At 40.4% G+C, this 18,453-nt stretch carries 19 protein-coding genes; 5 read left to right on the top strand and 14 right to left on the bottom strand.

Annotated features, from left to right (window positions below):
* Positions 1–17: 17 nt before the first annotated feature.
* From FN831_RS12925 to FN831_RS12880, 10 genes are all read right to left on the bottom strand, one after another.
* Entirely contained in the window at positions 18–2,021 is a 2,004-nt protein-coding gene (locus tag FN831_RS12925) for a heavy metal translocating P-type ATPase (protein ID WP_231729838.1), read from the bottom strand.
* 174 nt (positions 2,022–2,195) lie between these two features.
* Complete coding sequence (locus FN831_RS12920; protein ID WP_142528597.1) at positions 2,196–4,373, bottom strand: TonB-dependent receptor; 2,178 nt, start codon at positions 4,371–4,373, stop codon at positions 2,196–2,198.
* A gap of 552 nt (positions 4,374–4,925) precedes the next feature.
* Entirely contained in the window at positions 4,926–5,141 is a 216-nt protein-coding gene (locus FN831_RS28345; RefSeq protein WP_082489586.1) for a GDCCVxC domain-containing (seleno)protein, read from the bottom strand.
* Between the two features lie 5 nt (positions 5,142–5,146).
* The gene (gene merTP / locus FN831_RS12910) at positions 5,147–5,746 is read right to left on the bottom strand and encodes a mercuric transport protein MerTP (RefSeq protein WP_056095322.1); all 600 of its coding nucleotides are present in this window, start codon (positions 5,744–5,746) and stop codon (positions 5,147–5,149) included.
* On the bottom strand, positions 5,743–6,123 hold the full coding sequence (locus FN831_RS12905) for an ArsR/SmtB family transcription factor (RefSeq protein ID WP_056095325.1): 381 nt from the start codon (positions 6,121–6,123) through the stop codon (positions 5,743–5,745). The genes merTP and FN831_RS12905 overlap by 4 nt, the downstream gene beginning before the upstream one ends.
* A gap of 83 nt (positions 6,124–6,206) precedes the next feature.
* Positions 6,207–8,750: a heavy metal translocating P-type ATPase gene (locus FN831_RS12900; RefSeq protein ID WP_185960470.1), complete on the bottom strand. Its 2,544-nt coding sequence runs from the start codon at positions 8,748–8,750 to the stop codon at positions 6,207–6,209.
* A gap of 11 nt (positions 8,751–8,761) precedes the next feature.
* Complete coding sequence (locus FN831_RS12895; RefSeq protein ID WP_185960469.1) at positions 8,762–11,518, bottom strand: multicopper oxidase domain-containing protein; 2,757 nt, start codon at positions 11,516–11,518, stop codon at positions 8,762–8,764.
* A gap of 5 nt (positions 11,519–11,523) precedes the next feature.
* The gene (locus tag FN831_RS12890; RefSeq protein ID WP_056095332.1) at positions 11,524–11,985 is read right to left on the bottom strand and encodes a heme-binding domain-containing protein; all 462 of its coding nucleotides are present in this window, start codon (positions 11,983–11,985) and stop codon (positions 11,524–11,526) included.
* A 2-nt stretch (positions 11,986–11,987) separates the two neighbouring features.
* Positions 11,988–12,560, bottom strand: coding sequence for a DUF3347 domain-containing protein (locus FN831_RS12885; protein ID WP_056095334.1), 573 nt, complete (start codon positions 12,558–12,560; stop codon positions 11,988–11,990).
* Positions 12,561–12,712: 152 nt separating this feature from the next.
* On the bottom strand, positions 12,713–13,198 hold the full coding sequence (locus FN831_RS12880) for a DUF3347 domain-containing protein (RefSeq protein ID WP_231729840.1): 486 nt from the start codon (positions 13,196–13,198) through the stop codon (positions 12,713–12,715).
* Positions 13,199–13,521: 323 nt separating this feature from the next.
* Here FN831_RS12880 and FN831_RS12875 point away from each other — a divergent pair, with 323 nt between their 5' ends.
* The gene (locus tag FN831_RS12875) at positions 13,522–13,707 is read left to right on the top strand and encodes a hypothetical protein (protein WP_142528596.1); all 186 of its coding nucleotides are present in this window, start codon (positions 13,522–13,524) and stop codon (positions 13,705–13,707) included.
* A gap of 294 nt (positions 13,708–14,001) precedes the next feature.
* On the opposite strand, the gene FN831_RS12870 is transcribed toward FN831_RS12875, so the two are convergent.
* The 4 genes from FN831_RS12870 to FN831_RS12855 all read right to left on the bottom strand — a co-directional run bounded on the left by FN831_RS12870 (position 14,002) and on the right by FN831_RS12855 (position 16,133).
* On the bottom strand, positions 14,002–14,619 hold the full coding sequence (locus FN831_RS12870) for a DUF305 domain-containing protein (protein WP_056095340.1): 618 nt from the start codon (positions 14,617–14,619) through the stop codon (positions 14,002–14,004).
* A 54-nt stretch (positions 14,620–14,673) separates the two neighbouring features.
* The gene (locus FN831_RS12865; protein WP_056095342.1) at positions 14,674–15,051 is read right to left on the bottom strand and encodes a DUF305 domain-containing protein; all 378 of its coding nucleotides are present in this window, start codon (positions 15,049–15,051) and stop codon (positions 14,674–14,676) included.
* A gap of 24 nt (positions 15,052–15,075) precedes the next feature.
* Positions 15,076–15,636, bottom strand: coding sequence for a helix-turn-helix domain-containing protein (locus FN831_RS12860; RefSeq protein ID WP_056095345.1), 561 nt, complete (start codon positions 15,634–15,636; stop codon positions 15,076–15,078).
* A gap of 74 nt (positions 15,637–15,710) precedes the next feature.
* Positions 15,711–16,133, bottom strand: a complete 423-nt coding sequence (locus FN831_RS12855; protein WP_056095348.1) for a hypothetical protein — start codon at positions 16,131–16,133, stop codon at positions 15,711–15,713.
* A gap of 972 nt (positions 16,134–17,105) precedes the next feature.
* Here FN831_RS12855 and FN831_RS12850 point away from each other — a divergent pair.
* Genes FN831_RS12850 through FN831_RS12840 form a run of 4 tightly spaced genes read left to right on the top strand, consistent with a single transcriptional unit; the run spans position 17,106 to position 18,452 of the window.
* A complete protein-coding gene (locus tag FN831_RS12850) occupies positions 17,106–17,435 on the top strand; it encodes an ArsR/SmtB family transcription factor (RefSeq protein ID WP_056095350.1) in 330 nt (109 codons plus the stop codon).
* A gap of 51 nt (positions 17,436–17,486) precedes the next feature.
* Positions 17,487–17,957, top strand: coding sequence for a DUF6428 family protein (locus FN831_RS12845; protein ID WP_056095355.1), 471 nt, complete (start codon positions 17,487–17,489; stop codon positions 17,955–17,957).
* 9 nt (positions 17,958–17,966) lie between these two features.
* Positions 17,967–18,125 (top strand): GNAT family N-acetyltransferase, encoded by a 159-nt coding sequence (locus FN831_RS28125; protein ID WP_231729841.1) that lies wholly within the window; start codon positions 17,967–17,969, stop codon positions 18,123–18,125.
* Between the two features lie 9 nt (positions 18,126–18,134).
* Entirely contained in the window at positions 18,135–18,452 is a 318-nt protein-coding gene (locus FN831_RS12840; RefSeq protein WP_231729843.1) for a GNAT family N-acetyltransferase, read from the top strand.
* Position 18,453 lies beyond the last annotated feature (1 nt).

Here is an 18,453-nt window from a genome sequence, read left to right as displayed (position 1 = left end):
ATTTTATTATACGAACCTTATAATTTCATCTTCTGTATCCTTACCGCATTGAGTATCGCCAAAAGCGCGACTCCAACATCTGCAATTACCGCTTCCCAAAGGTTCGCAATCCCTCCTGCTCCAAGGATCAAGACAATAACTTTGACAACCATTGCAATGGTTATATTCTGCCAGACTATCTGGCTCGTAATCTTACCAATTTTAATAGCCGTTGTGATCTTTGAAGGCTGATCATTTTGAATTACAATATCCGCAGTTTCAATGGTAGCATCGCTTCCAAGACCGCCCATCGCAATTCCTGCATCTGCCAAAGCTACTACCGGGGCATCATTAACCCCGTCACCCACAAAAGCGATCCTGTTACCTGCATCTTTAAGCCCCTGTACTTTTTCAACTTTCCCCTCTGGCAATAGATCTCCGAAAGCCTCATCAATGCCAAGGGTCTTAGCCACTTTATCCACGACCGCCTGCTTATCTCCAGACAACATTACCGTCTGGATCTTAAGATCATGCATCTGCTGGATGGCCTGTTTTGCATCTTCTTTTATTTCGTCAGCAATAGTGATGTAACCTGCATATTTATCATTAATCGCAATTACAACTATGGTATCTACTAGTGCATCTATTTCTGCAGGATAAGAGATATTAAATTTCTTAAGCAGTTTTGCATTACCTGCAAGGATTACTTTTCCTTCTACAGTTCCTTTTAAACCATGCCCTGATATTTCCTCTACATTTTCGGCTTTCAAACCTGCAGCTTTATCGGCAGCATATTCTACGATAGCCTTGGCAATAGGGTGGGTGGAATTGATTTCAATTGCAGAGGCAGCCCTGATTAGTTCATTTTGATCAATATCCCCGGTAACAATTTCCTGTACTTTAAATACCCCTTTAGTCAAAGTTCCGGTCTTGTCCATGATTACGGTATTGATTTTGGTCATTACATCCAAAAAGTTAGACCCTTTAAATAGTATTCCATTTCTTGATGCAAGGCCAATACCGCCAAAGTATCCCAGCGGTATAGATACCACAAGCGCACAAGGGCAGCTGATTACCAAGAAAACCAGCGCCCGGTAAAACCACTGTTGAAAGTTGTAAGTGTCCACAAAAAAATATGGTGCAAAGCAAACCAGCAGTGCCAGTGCAAACACAATGGGTGTATAGATCTTTGCAAACCGGCTAATAAATAACTGTGTCTGAGACTTCCTTGCTGTTGCATCCTGTACCATTTCAAGTATCTTACTCAGCTTGCTATCTTTAAATAAGGATTTGACTTGTATCTGAGATACTTTATCTAGGTTGATCATTCCGGCAAGTACCTGTTCCCCTTTTCGCTTGGTGTCAGGTTTACTTTCCCCGGTCAGCGCCGCAGTATTGAAGATTGCCGACTCAGAATCAAGAATGCCATCCAGAGCTACCTTTTCTCCGGACTTCACCTGGATCAGCTCATCTAAAACAATTTTTTTAGGATCGACAACAACCGGGCTGCCGTTCCTGAGTACAGTAACCTGGTCTGGGCGAATGTCCAGCAGGGCCTTAATGCTTTTTTTGGCTTTATTGACAGCTGCATCCTGGAACCACTCTCCGATTGAATAGAAGACCATTACGGCTACCCCCTCACTATAAGAGCCAATACTGAATGCACCAATGGTGGCTACGCTCATTAAAAAGAATTCATTAAAGAAATCAAAATGTCTGGCTTTACGAAACGCCATGCCCAGTACATTATACCCTGCCAGTAAAAAAGCAATGGCATAAATAATCAGGTTCAAAGGAAACGCTAGCTGGAACTTAAATCCAAATTCCAGGGTTAGCATCACTACTAAAATAAGCAAGGCAGTGAGTAGCGGCCAGTGGCTAAGAATGGTTTCTTCTTCCTGATTCTTGTTTAAATCCAGCACCTCATCATCTTCCTCTTCCTCCTCACTAAATGGATGCACTTCCTTGCTGCTTTTTAACAGGGGATCCATATTTTCTTCTGTTTCTACAATTTTATTTTCCAGGTTATTGATATCTTTCATTTTATTAGTCTTTTAATTCAGTAAACCATTCTTCTGCAATTTCCTTTTGCAGCGCGTCATTTGAATTAATCCATTATTTCGTACCAAGCTGTAAAAGTTAATGCCATCAAGCTAAATCCGAACTAGCTATACTTTGTCTTAAGCAACCATTTCGGACCATTAGAAGCTTGTCTTTCAAAGTCGAATTTTTACACCACCATTTATCACAAAGCCATCTAAAGGCGCATAAATATCCCGGAAAACAGGATTGGAAATACTGCCTGTATAAATAGTATCAAACTTTGTTTGACGGGTATCAGTTATATTTTCAAAGTTAATGAATACCGAAAACCGCTCCCATATCTTTTCGGCCATTAGCCCTGCTGTCCAGTAGCTTTTGCCTCTAACTCCATCATTTAGCTGCTGCGAACCAAAGTAGTAAGCCTCTGCACCAATTTTCCATTTGTCCTCTACCTCATACATCAACACATTATTGAGCCGATGGCGAGATACCAGAGGATAAGTTGTATTAACATCATTGGTATTTTGGGTTACATCTGCAAGGGTATAACCCAAGAATAATTTAAAATCGCTGTAGGTTAACTTCACATTTGTTTCGATGCCTTTAGTATTTAGATTCCCCAAGGGCTGCTGATATTGTAAATTAGCATTGGTTAATGCAGTAAGCAGGATAGGATTATCTATTCTTGTATAAAAAAACAACTGGTTCACACTTAATCCAACCTGACCATCAAACATTGAAGTACGATAGTTGATGTCATAATTGGCACCATATGACCGCTCGGCCTTTGTGTTTGCTACATCTAACGGCAGTACATTCCGGAACTGAATGCGTTCGGCATCTTCTGTAAATACAGTAGGCGCCTTATAGCCTAACCCACCACCCAACCGGGTAGAAAAGTGTTCAGTAATCTTCCATAAGCCCGATATCCTGGGTAAAAACAGAAAGCCATAATCATTATGGTAGTCACCCCTTATACCTGTTTCCAAAGTAACTTTCGGGCTAATGTTAAATGTGTTTTGTACAAAGCCACCAATGGTATTGTAAGTATAGCTTCGCAAAGGGAAGGTGTTATTCTTTTCCTCACCAAAGTGATCAGTTAAAAAATTCAGCCCTACCACCCAGTCTGCTTTCTCTCCGTTTCGGGTATAGTTGGCCTCAGTATACGATGCTACCTGAACTCCTGAGAAACGATAGTCTGGCAAAGTGATGGTGCGGTCAAAGTAGCTGACACTATTTTTAAATGTTAGCTTTTCTTGATCATTTAACTTATGATCAAGCTGTAACTGGCTACTGTATCTGCCAGTTTTGTTCTCTTCAAAATAAGAATTCTGATCGCTTCCATGGCCTTTAATAAAGTCCAGGTCACCTCCAATACGGTTTTCAACCGTGGCATTGATTCCGACATTCAGCGTGGTACGCTCATTCAAATAGATCCATAGTTTTGGATTAAGGGTATAGCGGTTAAACCTGGGAATGGCTGTTAAGCCAAGGCTTGATGGATCATAAGGTGAGCCATGATTGTAGGCTGCATAAATTGTAGTCCCTACCTTGTTAAACTTTTCACCATAAAATACACTGGCATCAATGCCTTTTGCCGAAGTGCCATTTAGCAAAAAGTCTAATTGCCGTTCATCGGTGGGTGTTTTGGAAACCAAATTAACCAATCCTGCAATCGCACCACCCCCATACAAGGTTGAAGAAGACCCTTTGATCACCTCTACCTGCTTTAAATCCAGGGGTGCAACCTGTAATAAGCCCAAACCACCTGAAAAGCCAGAATACAAAGGGAAGCCGTCACGTATGATCTGCGTGTACTTACCATCAAGACCCTGAATTCGAATAGCTGCATTACCACTGGTTGCTGATGTTTGCTGAGTTTGGATACCTGTACTTTCGGCAAGAAGCATGCGGATATCTCCTGGCTTCATATTGGCCTTTTCTCCTAGTTCCTCACCTGATATCACCTCCACGCGCGTAGGGATGTTGTCAATAGTTCGGCTGCTCCTGGTGGAGGTAACTACGACCTGTTCCAGCTCTTCACCTTCTGCCTGTTCTAGTAGAACGATTAGAGGCTCTGTATTAGACAGAGGAAATGCGAGGGTGTCAACTTTGGCGGCATATCCAACGTACCGGTACTCAATGGAATGAATGCCGTTTGGAATATCAGAAAAAGTGACTTGACCCTGGGCATTGGTAGACAAAGCTTTTTTAAGGTCATTTATGGTCACTGTAGCGCCAATTAAAGGCTCTTTAGATTCTGTATTTTTTAAAATTACAGTAAAATTATTTTGGGCAAAGGCAGTAATAGAACATGCCACTGCAACAAAAAGCATAATGAATCTTTTCATTGAAGAAATTAATATTTACCCTTATGGGTACTAATAAAATATTTTAAACTTTTAGAGAGCCGAGGGTAAACCGGGGTGGTTGCCACACGGAAGGGCTAATCCTGATTGGAGTGCCTGAATTAATAGTAATAATAAAAACACCTTTTACAGGACGATAAGTTAGCAAAAGAGGTGGTTGCTGTGGAAGTAAAATCGAAAATGGACACCGGGTGCAATTACAAAAAGGATTGCAAACACTTCTATCGGGTTTGTCTTTGCCAGCCTTACTCACTTCTATTTTAATGTAGCTATTTATAATATCCTTATCCTTACATGGATCAAAACCAGTAAAGATCATTAAGACAGTCATAAAAATAGCGAACAGCTTCATTGAGGCCAAAGATAATGTTATTATCAAAACAGTTTGTGATACTCGAACGGAAATAAATTTCCATTCCCCAAGGATTTTACATAAAGCTGGAATAATAGGATGGTAGCTCTTGAATTACCAAATAATGATGAGTTATTGATAGATGTTAAAGTATTGTATAATAACTTTTATATGCCAAATGACTAACTACAACAGCTACTACCTTCCTGAATAGGAGGACAGGGAACAGTACCAAAACTACAGAATACACAACAATCGCCTAAATTAGGTTTGATTTGTGCTTTACAGCTTTCACATTCGTAAAAGTACTGACAAGCATCCGTTGGCATTACCTCTTCTTTTTTATACCCACATGAAGGACAGGTAATGGTAGAATTTAATTGAATTTCTTTAGCCATTTTTATTAGGGTTTAATATTTGTTACTTGGTAACCAGTTCTGTTTATCTGAGATTTTAAACTATCAACTGAAATCTTTTTAGGGTCATAAGTCACCCTTGTTTCAGCTTTTTCGTAGGAGGTTAAGCTTTTCGCTACACCAGAAACCTTAGAAAGTGTCCCATCAATGTGTGCGGTACAACTGGCACAGGACATGCCTCTAACCGAAAAATTAACCGATTTCAAATTACTTTGTTGTTGAACATTAGTCAATTTTGCAGGCGCATCATATAGGGCTGATGAATAATAGGGAAAAGCAAGAAGTAGACCTGAAAAGAGTGTAATGAAAAGTAATGCTTTTTTAGATTTCATAAAAGATGAACTTTCACACTGGCAGTCTTCTTCTTTCTGCGATTTTTTAGATAACTGCTGATACCAGGCGAAAGCAAGAACAATTACGGTGACCCCTATTAAATAAGGGCGAGCAGGTTCTACCCAGGAAAAAAATGAGGCCATACCAAAAGTTCCTGTAATTAACGCAAGCAGCGGAGTTATACAGCATAATGATGCTGCAAATGCAGATAACAACCCCACACCTACTAATCCTGACCTTTCTCTTGTTTTCATATTTGTTTGATTTGATGATTTGGAGTAGTTATATGTGTAAATAAAGGCTTTAATAATTCTATATGACGAGGCTCAATGGAGTAATAGATCGTTTGAGCTACTTTGCGGGCTTTAATAATTCCCCCGTCCTTCATTTTACGTAGGTGCTGAGAAATAGCAGGAGTACTCATACCTAAAATATCTGCTAAATCACAGGGGCATAACTCAAATTCTGTTTCTAAAAGAAATAGAATTTGAAGCCTTACTTCATTTCCGGTGAGGGCAAGTATATTACTTAATTGAAAAAAGGATGACTTATTAGCTCGTAAAAGCTCTTTACAGCCCTTTATCTGATTCAAATCGGCTAATACCCTAATACAAGTTTCCAGTTTTTCCATTGATCAAATATAGTGACTATTACTATTTAAGCAAATACTTAAATACAAATCTTACCTCTACGTGTTCAACGTTCATTAAAGTATCAATCGAGTTTCACATTTTTTAGCCGTAGCGAGTTTAGAATTACAGATACTGAACTTAAGCTCATGGCTAATGCCGCAATCATTGGAGAAAGCAGGATTCCAAAAAATGGATACAAAACGCCTGCTGCAATTGGAATTCCCAGTACATTGTAGCCTAGGGCAAAAAACAGGTTCCCCCTGATGTTTCCCATAACCTTATGGCTCAGTAGCCTTGCTTTAGCGATCCCGTTCAGGTCGCCTTTCACCAAAGTGATAGCAGCGCTTTGGATGGCCACATCCGTTCCTGTACCCATTGCTATTCCAATATCTGCCTGCGACAATGCAGGGGCATCATTTATGCCATCGCCAGCCATAGCTACTTTTTTTCCTTTTTGCTGTAACCGTTTAATTTCGTTCAGTTTATCTTCGGGCAGCATTTGAGCTTTATATCCATCAAGGCTTAAAGTTTCACTCACTGCCTTTGCGGTATCTTCATTATCTCCGGTAAACATGAATACCTGTAAGCCTTCCTTTTGTAACTTACCAATGGCTTCTTTACTTGATTCCTTAATTTTATCAGAAATGACTACAAATCCAATAGCATGATCACCAACTGCTAAGTAGGAAACTGTTTTACCTTGTTTTTGCTCGTCCTTAACCTGTTCCATTAGTTCAGGCGAAATGGCTGCATGAACCTGTTCCATTAGTTTTTCGTTACCAAGAGCCAGGTTTTCCTTGTTAAAAATCCCAATGACCCCTTTTCCGGTAACAGCTTCAAAATGTTCAATAGGTAATTGTTTTATCTGCTTTTGTTCCCCGTAGCGTATGGTCGCCTGAGCAAGTGGATGCTCAGAACTGCTGTTTAAGGAGATGATCCTTTGAAGGATATCCTGCACTGTAAAAGCAGCATCTGCGCTGATCACCTTTTCAACCGATGGTTTGCCTTCGGTGACCGTACCTGTCTTATCAATCACAACGATGTCAATGGCATTCAACTTTTCCAGTGATTCCGCATTTTTTATGAGCACGCCTGACTTTGCTCCCTTTCCAACACCCACCATAACAGACATTGGGGTCGCAAGGCCAAGTGCGCATGGGCAGGCTATAATCAGCACCGCTATTGCGTTTACAAAAGCATATACATAAGAAGGCTCTGGCCCATATACTGCCCAAATGATAAAGGTCACTACGGCAATAAAAACAACAATAGGAACAAAGTAGCCGGAAATCTTATCAGCCAGCTTCTGGATGGGTGCCTTTGAGCGGCTTGCAGAATTGACCATGTCAATGATTTGGGATAGCAGGGTTTCCGATCCTACTTTCTCAGCCAGCATGGTAAAAGTTTTATTTCCGTTAATGGTTCCTGAACTCACCTTATCTCCCGGTTTTTTATCTACAGGAATGGGTTCCCCGGAAATCATCGATTCATCGATGGTAACCTCTCCTGTCTTAATACTTCCGTCAACAGGTACTTTCTCCCCTGGTTTTACCCGAAGCAGGTCCCCTTTTTGTATGTCATCAATAGCAACCGTTGTTTCTTTTTCGTCCACGATCCTGGTGGCCTGATTGGGTGCCAGTTTCAACAGTTCTTTGATGGCACTATTTGTCTTGCCATGCGCCCGTGCTTCTAAAAGTTGCCCAAGCAACACCAGCGTCAAAATCACAGCTGCAGCTTCAAAATATACATAGACGTTACCCGAATGGGTCTTAAACTGGTCTGGGAAAATACCGGGAAATAATAAAGCCAGTAAGCTAAATAACCAGGCCACTCCCGCCCCAATACCAATTAAGGTAAACATGTTCAGGTTCCAGGTCACCACCGACCTCCATGCACGCTCAAAGAACATCCAGGTTGCATAAAATACGACCGGAATTGAAAAAGCAAACTGCACCCAGTTCCAGTAACGAAGCTCCATCAAATTAAACAGCGGATTTCCGGGGATCATCTCCGACATGGAAATAATGAAGATCGGAACGGTAAACAGTGCCGCTATCTTAAATTTACGGAGCAACCGGTCATAGGTCTGGTCTTCTTCTTTATCAGAGCCACCGCCTCCAATTGGAACTAAATCCATTCCACATATCGGACAGGCTCCCGGCTGATCCCGGATAATCTCCGGATGCATAGGGCAGCTATATTGTGTAGCCAGCTTTTGAACGGGCTGTTGAACAAGATCCATTCCGCAAACCGGACAATCACCAGGCTTGTCGTAAGTTTTATCTCCCTGGCAATGCATGGGACAATAATACTTACCTGTTCCTGATTTAGTTATTGTTTTAGGATGATCTGCTTCAGGATGACCGGCATAGACAGGAGACGGCAATACCTTGTTATGGGGTAAATCTCCATGGTGATCCCCTGCCATCAGGATTTTATAATCACCAGCTTTAGATAAAGCTTCCTGTAATATCTCTGTTGGCACATGCTGTTCCATAGTAATGACCGCTACCGGGGGAACTAAGGTAACCCCTGCAGAAATCCCATGGATTCCATTTAAGGCAAACTCCACTTTTTTGCTGCATCCCTGGCAGCTCATTCCACTTATTTGATAGGTATGCTTCATGATGCTTATAATTAATAGGTGAGTGTAAGTCCGCCCCCATAACCCATATCGCTGTCGTAATGGGTGGAAAGAGAAAAGTATTTGGTCACAATGTATCTGAAACCGGCCATATATTCTTTATCGGTATTGGCCATAAAGTTAAACCGTAACCTGCTGGTCAAGGGAACATCTTCACGCATCAGCTGAAACCGTAATTTTCCTTTACTGTCTAGTCTTGCCTCGGCTGTGACCAGCATAGGAAGAATGTACTGCGCACCGATCACGGCTGCCTTTCTGTTCTTTTGATTGCTGAGCTGCCCAAAAAGGTTATTTTCCCTTTCATTGCTCATGCTGTTGTAATGGTAGTCAAAACCGACAAACGGCATTAGCCATTGCATTCTGCCAATGTAACGCCCAAAGTAAGTTTCACTCTCAATCCCATGTTCTGATTTTAAACCAACCCTCCACTCTGTAGATAATCTATAACGGGTATTGGCAAACATCAGCTCTCCATCACTACCATTACTTTCCAGTCCAATACTGGCCATTGGGTGATATTTCCTATCATCGGCAGATAACTTCTTCCAGGCAAGCTTTGTATCGGGCAGTTCAGGATTAGGCGGGGAGTTTTCATAACTAAAGACCCGGCCCATACCACTCATCATATGGTAAAGAATATGGCAGTGAAAAAACCAGTCGCCTCCCTTTTCACTGGCCGCAAACTCAATCGTATCTCTTTCCATTGGCATAATGTCAAGAACGTTTTTCATTGGCGCATTTTCACCCTGCCCGTTAATCACCCTGAAGTCATGGCCATGCAGGTGCATGGGATGTCGCATCATACTATTGTTATACATAATGATGCGTACATTTTCGCCTTTTTTGATCAGGATCTTATCAGTTTCTGAAACCGCCTTATTATCCAGCGTCCAGACATAACGGTTCATATTCCCGGTCAGATCGAATTTGAGTTCTTTCCATGGCCCTTTTGGTAGCGTTGTCCTTTTTGGATCCCGGAGCATATTGTAATTCAGGGTTACGATATCCAAACTTTCAGGAGCCATATTCATTCCTGCCATACTTTTGTCGTTAGGCATCTGCATGCCAGGAGCATCAGTTTTCTTGCTTTCGGACTCCGGACTTTCTTCACCTGTAATTTCGGGATACATCACCGTATTCATATCCATGATCTGGTTCTGCATCTTCATGCCATCCATTTCAATCATATTTCCCTGCATGTCCATCATGTCGTTCATCATTTTCATGCCGGCGAAATATTTAGGTCTCTTCAGTTTTACTGCAGAAACTTTTTCTCCGCTCCCCAGCCACAAGGATGCTGATTTGGTACGGTCCTCCGGTGTAACTAAAAATTCATAACTCTTGTTTTCAGGAATAGTCACCACCACATCGTAGGTTTCAGAAACAGCAATGATCAGCCTATCCACCTCTACAGGTTCAACATCATTTCCATCAGTGGCAACCACGGTAATCTTGCCTCCCGCATATTTCAGCCAGAAATAATCAGATGCGCCTCCATTTGCAATGCGCAGCCTGACCTTATCACCAGCTTTAAACTGGGGCTGTTCATTTTGGTTTTTGCCGTTGATCAGGAAGTTCTCATAATATACATCACTGACATCCATGGCCGTCATGCGTTTCCATTCATTGTTTACCTTAGTCTTGAAGTTTCCGCTTTTTATAGCCTCTCCATAGTTTTGTGTTGCCCCTTTTTGTATAGCAAACCAATCAGTCGCATTTTTTAAGCTGCGATGTACTTCTTCAGGTTTCATATCCGTCCACTCACTTAAAGTAATTGGTATTGTCGGAATATCCCACTCTTTTCTTTTATTCATGATAAAAGCGCCGTACATGCCAATCTGTTCCTGAAACATACTATGACTATGATACCAGTGGGTACCGTGCTGAACGATCGGAAATTTGTAGACGTAAGTAGTGTGGGGCATAATTGGCATCTGCGTTAAAAAAGGTACCCCATCCATTTTGTTAGGCAGGAAAAGGCCATGCCAGTGAAGGGAGGTTTCTTCATCAAGATTATTATGCACATAAATCAGAGCGGTGTCGCCTTCGGTAAATGTTAAGGTAGGCATTGGAATCTGGCCATTTACTGCAATTGCCCGCTTTGATTTTTTTCCATAGGTTACCGTAGTATCTGCGACGTATAGATCGTAGCGCACTGTACGGGGCGGCGTACTGCTGGTAATGGTTTTTATCGGGCCTAAATTCGCTTTTGCCTTTCTGATATTAGCCATAGTGGCGTCATCATCTCCCATCTGCATTCCTTTTATATATTCCATACTGCCCGGCTTTTTAGCTTCCTCTTTCATGGGCATATCCATTCCATCATGCTTTATTGGTGTTGTCTTAGGAACTTCTTTCACGAGTTTCATTCCACATTTAGGACAGTTGCCCGGTTTAGAAGCATGGATTTCCGTATGCATCGGGCAGGTATAGGACACTGCGTGCATAGACTTATCTGTAATCTTTTTTTGAGAAGGCGTTTTCATGCCGCCCATATCACCCATCTTTTCGGATTGACTTTTTTTGGCCGGTACGGCTTTTTTAACCGGAACGCTTTTTTTCTTTTCAGCGACCAGCTTCATCCCGCATTTCGGACAATTGCCAGGCTCGCTACTCTGAATTTCGGGATGCATGGGGCAGGTATAGACTACCGGCTGTTGTTTTTGCTGCAATGAGATGGTCTGTCCTTCGTGCGCAGAGGCGAACCCGTACAAACCCATCAGCAAAATGTATACTACTAGTTTTTTCATCTTTATTAATTTTTTAAAAGACTGTCTTTTGTTTTTTCTATCCAGTCCAGGATCAAGTCCTGTTCAGCTTTTGTAAGTCGGGCATTCCTATGTATCAGTGTATAGGAACTGATAGGCATCGTGCCATCTTCTATACTGCCTGTTATTGCTTTTAGCTTGCTTTGCTGTCTGCGTGAGGAGTACTTGCCAAACTCATTAAAATTGAGCTCTTGTTTTCCTTCTCTGATATGCCAGGCAAGCCACCATCCACCAGGCTGTATATTTGCGTACCAGGGATAACGGGTATTGTTACTATGACAGTCGTAACAGGAGGTTTTCAAAATTCCCTGCACTTTTTCTGGTACAGGATAAGTGCGGCTAATATCGGCAGGGTAAGCCTGAATGCTGATATTTCGTTCAGGCTGAATAAACTGGATAACTACCAGCAACCCTGATAAAAACAAAAGACTTTTTGTTACCCTGCCCATGATTAATTTAGTTCTTCCTTAACACTTCCACAGGTTGGCATTTCTTTGCCCAGGTATGGGTTTTGGATGTCTTTGGTATCACTAAGCCAGTTGCCACCCTTTCCATTATTGTACATCGGGCAATTATCATAATAAAGCTTTTGTCCTGCGCTACCACCCGCTTTAACCAGATCATAAATTTCCTGGCTTAAAGTTTCAAAGTGTTCCCGCTGGTGCTTGATGTTTCCTGCATTGGATCCAATGTGCTCAGCATGTTCTTTTGCATCATCAGCGATATCCGTAAAGACTTTAGATTGTTCTGTACTTAGCGAAGCTTTGTCTACTACGTTTATGGCTTCAACTAGGCTCTTAGCAGCCTGCGCAGCAGTCTTATCGTCATCTTTTGTTAATGCATTTTTCAGTTCCAGGTAAGCTGAAATAACCTCTTTAGTAGGGACTATACTTTCGGCAGTAACCCCCTTTTTAGGTAGCTGAGTTTCCTTTTTATTTTCAGCGCTATTTACTGACTTTGTTCCGCCCGTACAGGCGGCAAAAAGTAGGGTAAACATTACCCCGCTTATTATTAATCGTTTCATGTTGTTCTTGAATTATAGGTGACCTGCAACATTTCTTGTCTACAAAACCTAAGATCTTTTCTGGAAAATAGGTGAGCTTTTAAATGCTGAAAAAAATAAAAATAGATAAACAGCCCTATGCTTTTGCATAGGGCTTATTTAGATAATAACCTCTATTTTATAGTTTCTACCACATTTCCGCAGGTCAGCATGGCACTGCCGTAATACGGATTCTTAACTGCTTTTTCACTGCTTAGCCAATTGCTTTTTTTCATTGGGCAATACATTTGGTAAACAGGTTCAGCCGATAATTTTGATGTCTTAGCCAAGGTGATCATGCTGGTTGAAAGACCGGCAAAATGCTCACGCTCACTTTTAAGATCCTTGCTTTTAGCAAGTTTAACAGCATGTTCCAATAAGCCCTTCTTACTATTTTCATTAATTACTTTGGAATCAGTGCTGTTTACCCCTTTAACAAATTCCTGGGCTTTTGATGCTGCAAGTTTTGCATCGCCACTTACTAAGGCGTCTTTAATATTATAGTATAAAGGAAGGAGTGCAACAGGTTGCGTTTGATGATCAGCATGGTCAGTTTGTGCAAATCCATATTGCACAAAGGATGTTGCTATAATAGCAACAATTAGAAATATCTTTTTCATTTTCTTAATTTTAATAGAATAATTATTGAGCTGCAATGGTTAATACCATCGGGAAAAACGATTAAGCTTTAAAATCAAATTTGGAAACTTTGTATGGCAATACGTACGTCAGTAATTGGCGGACGGCAATGCCGGACAAAATAGGTATTGGGAACATTTACTGGAAAAGTAACCTCCTCGCCTATTCGATAAACTGCCGAAGGCAAAAGGAAAAATGAAGATGACAGCAAATTATAATTAAACCCTGGTTGGGTCAACTTATCTGCTTTTGTTAATTTGTCTACTTGTTCCTTGCAACAATTGTCTTTTTGACTTTTAGAGGCATGATCTGTTCCAGTACTTTTATCATGACTATGTTTGGAATGATCATGAGCCTGATTGTGTTTACGGGTATGTCCACTGGAATGAACCCTTCCCTGCTCCTGGTGATGCCCATTATTGAAGCCCATGTTAGTTCCAACAGCACAAGCGAAGCCTACTACCGTATTCAAAAGGAATACAAGAGTTAAAAAGGCAGCCTTAAACTGTATGGATGAACGGGATTTCATTTATATAAATATAGTAATATTCTTTAATTACGTACTACCAGTCAAAGATAAGCGGACTTCTATTGCTAAACTTATAAAGTTTTGTAAAAAATATACATAATTCTTACCTATCCATTTAGGACAGGTAAGATTATCAGACTGATCTAAGCAGCTGTCGCCATCTGCTCACAGATTTTTCGCATTGGCGGCAAGCCTCTGCATATTCCCTGCAATGCACCATGCCCAATTTGAGCATGTTTTCAGATTTTGAAACATTTATTTATTGTTATTTGCCAATAGCCATTCTTGTAACTCCTTGATTTCTTTTTCCTGGTCTTCAATAATATTAGAAGCCATTGTTTTCATCTCTGAATGGGTTCCGTAGTCCAGTTCCATTTTGGACATTTCGATAGCACTTTGGTGGTGCTGGGCCATCAGGATCGCAAAATCATGGTCTATTCTTCCATTTATAATTTGCAGGTCTGCATTACGCCCCATTTTCTCCATGCCCATCATCATTTGCGCATCAAATTCCGGTACGCTTAAATGTGCAGGATGAGCCTGTAAAAATGTGTTGAGTTGGGCAATTTCCTGGGTCTGCGCGCTGATCATCTTTTGTGCAATTGCTTTCATCGTGGCATCGGTTCCATCTTTAAGTTCTGCATTAGCCATATCAATCGCTCCCTGGTGGTGCATTGTCATCATCATGGCAAAATCATTATCAGGATCTTTGGTCATTTCCATGGCATCCATCTTATCCATCATCTGGTGCATGATGGTCATCATTTGGTTTTTATCGTGCTCCTGAATAGTGATTTGATTATCATCTTTACTGCATGCCTGCGCAAAAATTAATAGCGAGGCAAGAGATAGCATTTTTAGTCTATTTTTCATAGTTATAAGTATTAAATAGATTGGTTTATTGATACAATTAGTTGTGGATCAACTTTATTTATGCCCTGCCTGCCAGTTTTCGAACTCTTGGATTTCCTTTGTTTGGTCAGCAATCATTTTTGTTGCCATTGATTTAAACATTGGTTCGGCCTCTGCCATATCAACAGCTCCTTTATGATGTTCCTGGAGAGAAGCTGCAAGATCATGATCCGCATTTCCTGATTTCTCCATCTTATGCATATTTTCCATCATCTGGTTCATGGAAAACATAATGGACGAATCTGCCATATTACTTTTCGTGGTACTCATCGCATGGGCGGAACTGTCACCGTTCATTAGCGAATCATTCGTTTGACTACTGGATTGCTGGTTTTGGCAACTTACCACAATTGCCGCTATGGCAATTAATGGCATGATTAATTTGTTTTTCATTGTTTAGTTTTAATAAATAATTGATTATATTTTGTCCAGTGGCTTTCGGCTATTTAATTTCATGGTCTTAAACTCTCTTGGAGAGAGACCAGTAACTGATTTAAACTGATTTGAAAGGTGTGCACTGCTGCTGTACCCTATTTTCCATGCGATCTCATTTAGATTGAGTTCCCCATATTGAAGCAGCTCTTTTACCTTTTCGATCTTTTGCTGGATAATGAATTTTTCAATGGTCAGATCTCCGCTTTCAGAGAATAGGCGGCTTAGATAGCTATAATCTTTATGTAAGCGATCCGTTAATACCTGACTGAAGATAATATGTTGGGTTAAATCCGAATGATGTATAATTTCTATAACGGTGTTTCGGATGCTTTCAATCAACCTATCCTTTTCATTATCGATCAGCTCAAAGCCAAGCACTTTAAAAGACGCTGCTATTTCTCTCAGTTTATTTTCCGAAGGGTCAGGATAGACAAGAGCCGTCCCAAGAGAGATTTCTGAAACCTGCAAGTCCAGGTGTTCTAATTGTTGGCGTACAACCATTGTGCAACGGTCGCAAACCATATTTTTTATATGTAATAACATTTTAAAAGATCAAGCTAAATGAAAATATATAGGATACGGGATGTTCCATGGACTATTAAATAGTCCTAGCTTGATCAAATCAGGAAGGTACAGTTGGAAATATAAAGTGGAGTTTTTAAAAGGCCAGGTGGTGCATTACCCTTTGGCCAATCCATAGATTTTTTTTCTTTGCGAAAGATGAAGAGATCCTTAAAACCTGTTGGATAAGTTAAAATTGCAAAGGCAGTGAAAAATGGGCTGGACGAATTCTGGATATTTTCGCTGATGGCATACTGCCCATGCTGGTCACAGCACTCACAATCTTTCTCTTTAGAACACGGTTTTTCTTTATGGGTATGAGGTTTGGCCTCTTCATGGGATTTGGCTTTGTTATGATGATTATTGCTTGCCTGCGGTTCGAGTAAATATTCACCTGCACAATGAACAATACAGACAAACATGCCTGTTGTTAATAACAGGTAGAATACTGCAAAACTTATGGCATAGGCTTTTCTCATTATCAGGTAACTAACTTAATACAAATCATTTATAAGTTTTGTTCTAAAATTTAATATTTCATCTTAAAAAGCTGATATATGAGTTAGTTATGGATTGGCAAATCACAAAATGACATTGCCTTATTTACTTTAGTCTACTATTAACCAAATTTTGATAAATATTAGGTGACTCACGGAATTATGTAAAAATTTTTCAAAGTTATATAAGATCTATAAGTACTCTTTGTCGTAATTTCGCCTTATGAAGATCATGGTCTTGTTTCTGGCTTTATGTATTGTTGTTTTCCCATTTATGGAAGGAAATGCAAAAAGCATGCAAAGAAGTGCATCAGACAAGTGCTGTCATGAAATGACCAAGGAGTCATCATGCACCGATTTATCGAAAAACCGATGTAATCCGACCGCCTGTCAAACAATGACCATCTGTATAAATATTACTTTTCTGAAAAGTGAAGTTTTATCTCCTGCATCCTTGTTTCCTATCTTCATGAAGAAAGTATCCATCCCGAATTACCTTGGAGAGTTGTCTCGATACTCTTCGGTAAGCTGGCGTCCGCCTGCTGTTTAATAATTTATTGCTTGATTCAATTTTATCAGTTCATTAATTAATTAAACATTCAATCTTAAAACATGAAAAAGTTTTTATTTATCACCATGATAATGGTGATCACTATATTTTCCATTTCTTTCGCCAATACTCCATGCTGCAATACAAAATTGCATGACTGTACCAAATGTTCCAAAACTTGTACCAAACCGAACTGTATGGATAACTGCAGTAAAGCATGTAAGGGTTCTGGGAAGTGCGATAAAACCTGTAAGTATTAGGTTAGCTAGTTAGATTTAATAGATATGGTACAAAGGGTAGGACAAACCTGTCTTTGCGCCATATCTATTTTAAATAAAGAGTTACTCGGTTTCTAACAAAGTTGCATATTAAATTATTTAATCGTAACATTGCAATATACAATTATGGGACTTACAAGAACAGAAATATTCAGCGCCGAACAAAACCAATTGGCTACTTTACTAAAAGCATTGGCCCATCCTGCCCGTATCGCAATTTTACAAAGGATACTTGCTTCGAATACCTGCATCTGTGGGGACCTGGTCGAAGAACTTGGTCTTGCCCAGGCGACGATATCCCAACATTTAAAAGAATTAAAGACTGCTGGAATCATTCAGGGTACCATTGAAGGAGTCAGTGTTTGTTATTGTATCAATCCGGTAACCTGGAAATTAATAGAGACCCAGATGGGTGCTTTTTTAGGCGCTTACATACAAGAAGCTGACTGCTGTTAGTTTTTTTAAAGATTAAATCAATCGTTAAATTGCAATATTAAATATATCGTTATGAAATTATCAGAAATTAAAGAAATCCTGGCTAAAAGAGAAAGCGTTAATTTTAAACTAGAGAACGGTCAGGCTGTGCCTGAGCATTTTCATGTTACCGAAGTTGGTATAATCACTAAAGACTTTATCGACTGCGGAGGTACCGTACGACATGAGAAAGTAGCAAATTTCCAGCTTTGGGATGCCAATGATTTTGAGCACCGTTTGAAAGCAGGAAAATTATTGAACATCATTTCTTTGTCTGAGCAGGTTATCGGTATGGAAGATCTTGATATAGAAGTAGAATATCAGTCTGAAACCATAGGTAAATATGACCTAGCCTTTGACGGGGATAACTTTGTTTTGACCTCAAAAACGACTGCTTGCCTTGCCATGGACAAATGCGGCATTCCGGCAAAAAAAGAAAAACTTGAAATGGTAAACCTGGCAGGTGACGCAAATGCGTGTACTCCAGGTGGTGGCTGCTGCTAAATAAAAAACATGGGGATTAGAATTTTAGTTTTTTCAGATTGGGAGCAGGTTAAATCTATTTATGAAAAGGGAATTGCAACTGGCAATGCCACTTTTCAAACCACTGCCCCAACCTTTGAGGAATGGGACGATTCACATTTAAAAACTTGTCGCTTTGTCTATGATTAGAATGGTACTATCCGTGGATGGGCCGCATTAACCCCTGTTTCTTCCAGATGCGTTTATGCCGGGGTTGCAGAAGTGAGCGTGTACGTTGATCCAGAGTTTAGTGGAAAAGGTATTGGATCTGGTCTGCTTAATAAGCTAGTCAAGGCAAGTGAACAGGAAGGCATCTGGACTTTGCAGGCTGGAATTTTTCCGGAAAATGCATCAAGCTTAAAAATTCATGAGAAAGCGGGTTTTCGGATCCTTGGCATTAGAGAAAAGATTGGAAAACAACATGACACCTGGCGGGATACCGTCCTATTAGAAAGAAGAAGTAAAACCATAATTTAAA

Source organism: Pedobacter westerhofensis (genome assembly GCF_900182595.1).
Lineage (GTDB): Bacteria > Bacteroidota > Bacteroidia > Sphingobacteriales > Sphingobacteriaceae > Pedobacter > Pedobacter westerhofensis.
The sequence above is the reverse complement of the archived record's forward strand: the minus strand, read 5'-3'. Positions and strand labels throughout refer to the sequence as shown.

What these genes read in the sequence shown, in the direction of transcription:
- FN831_RS12925 (WP_231729838.1), bottom strand. Translation starts at nt 2,021, where the DNA reads ATGAAAGATATCAATAACCTGGAAAATAAAATTGTAGAAACAGAAGAA.
- FN831_RS12920 (WP_142528597.1), bottom strand. Translation starts at nt 4,373, where the DNA reads ATGAAAAGATTCATTATGCTTTTTGTTGCAGTGGCATGTTCTATTACT.
- FN831_RS28345 (WP_082489586.1), bottom strand. Translation starts at nt 5,141, where the DNA reads ATGGCTAAAGAAATTCAATTAAATTCTACCATTACCTGTCCTTCATGT.
- merTP (WP_056095322.1), bottom strand. Translation starts at nt 5,746, where the DNA reads ATGAAAACAAGAGAAAGGTCAGGATTAGTAGGTGTGGGGTTGTTATCT.
- FN831_RS12905 (WP_056095325.1), bottom strand. Translation starts at nt 6,123, where the DNA reads ATGGAAAAACTGGAAACTTGTATTAGGGTATTAGCCGATTTGAATCAG.
- FN831_RS12900 (WP_185960470.1), bottom strand. Translation starts at nt 8,750, where the DNA reads ATGAAGCATACCTATCAAATAAGTGGAATGAGCTGCCAGGGATGCAGC.
- FN831_RS12895 (WP_185960469.1), bottom strand. Translation starts at nt 11,518, where the DNA reads ATGAAAAAACTAGTAGTATACATTTTGCTGATGGGTTTGTACGGGTTC.
- FN831_RS12890 (WP_056095332.1), bottom strand. Translation starts at nt 11,985, where the DNA reads ATGGGCAGGGTAACAAAAAGTCTTTTGTTTTTATCAGGGTTGCTGGTA.
- FN831_RS12885 (WP_056095334.1), bottom strand. Translation starts at nt 12,560, where the DNA reads ATGAAACGATTAATAATAAGCGGGGTAATGTTTACCCTACTTTTTGCC.
- FN831_RS12880 (WP_231729840.1), bottom strand. Translation starts at nt 13,198, where the DNA reads ATGAAAAAGATATTTCTAATTGTTGCTATTATAGCAACATCCTTTGTG.
- FN831_RS12875 (WP_142528596.1), top strand. Translation starts at nt 13,522, where the DNA reads ATGATCTGTTCCAGTACTTTTATCATGACTATGTTTGGAATGATCATG.
- FN831_RS12870 (WP_056095340.1), bottom strand. Translation starts at nt 14,619, where the DNA reads ATGAAAAATAGACTAAAAATGCTATCTCTTGCCTCGCTATTAATTTTT.
- FN831_RS12865 (WP_056095342.1), bottom strand. Translation starts at nt 15,051, where the DNA reads ATGAAAAACAAATTAATCATGCCATTAATTGCCATAGCGGCAATTGTG.
- FN831_RS12860 (WP_056095345.1), bottom strand. Translation starts at nt 15,636, where the DNA reads ATGTTATTACATATAAAAAATATGGTTTGCGACCGTTGCACAATGGTT.
- FN831_RS12855 (WP_056095348.1), bottom strand. Translation starts at nt 16,133, where the DNA reads ATGAGAAAAGCCTATGCCATAAGTTTTGCAGTATTCTACCTGTTATTA.
- FN831_RS12850 (WP_056095350.1), top strand. Translation starts at nt 17,106, where the DNA reads ATGGGACTTACAAGAACAGAAATATTCAGCGCCGAACAAAACCAATTG.
- FN831_RS12845 (WP_056095355.1), top strand. Translation starts at nt 17,487, where the DNA reads ATGAAATTATCAGAAATTAAAGAAATCCTGGCTAAAAGAGAAAGCGTT.
- FN831_RS28125 (WP_231729841.1), top strand. Translation starts at nt 17,967, where the DNA reads ATGGGGATTAGAATTTTAGTTTTTTCAGATTGGGAGCAGGTTAAATCT.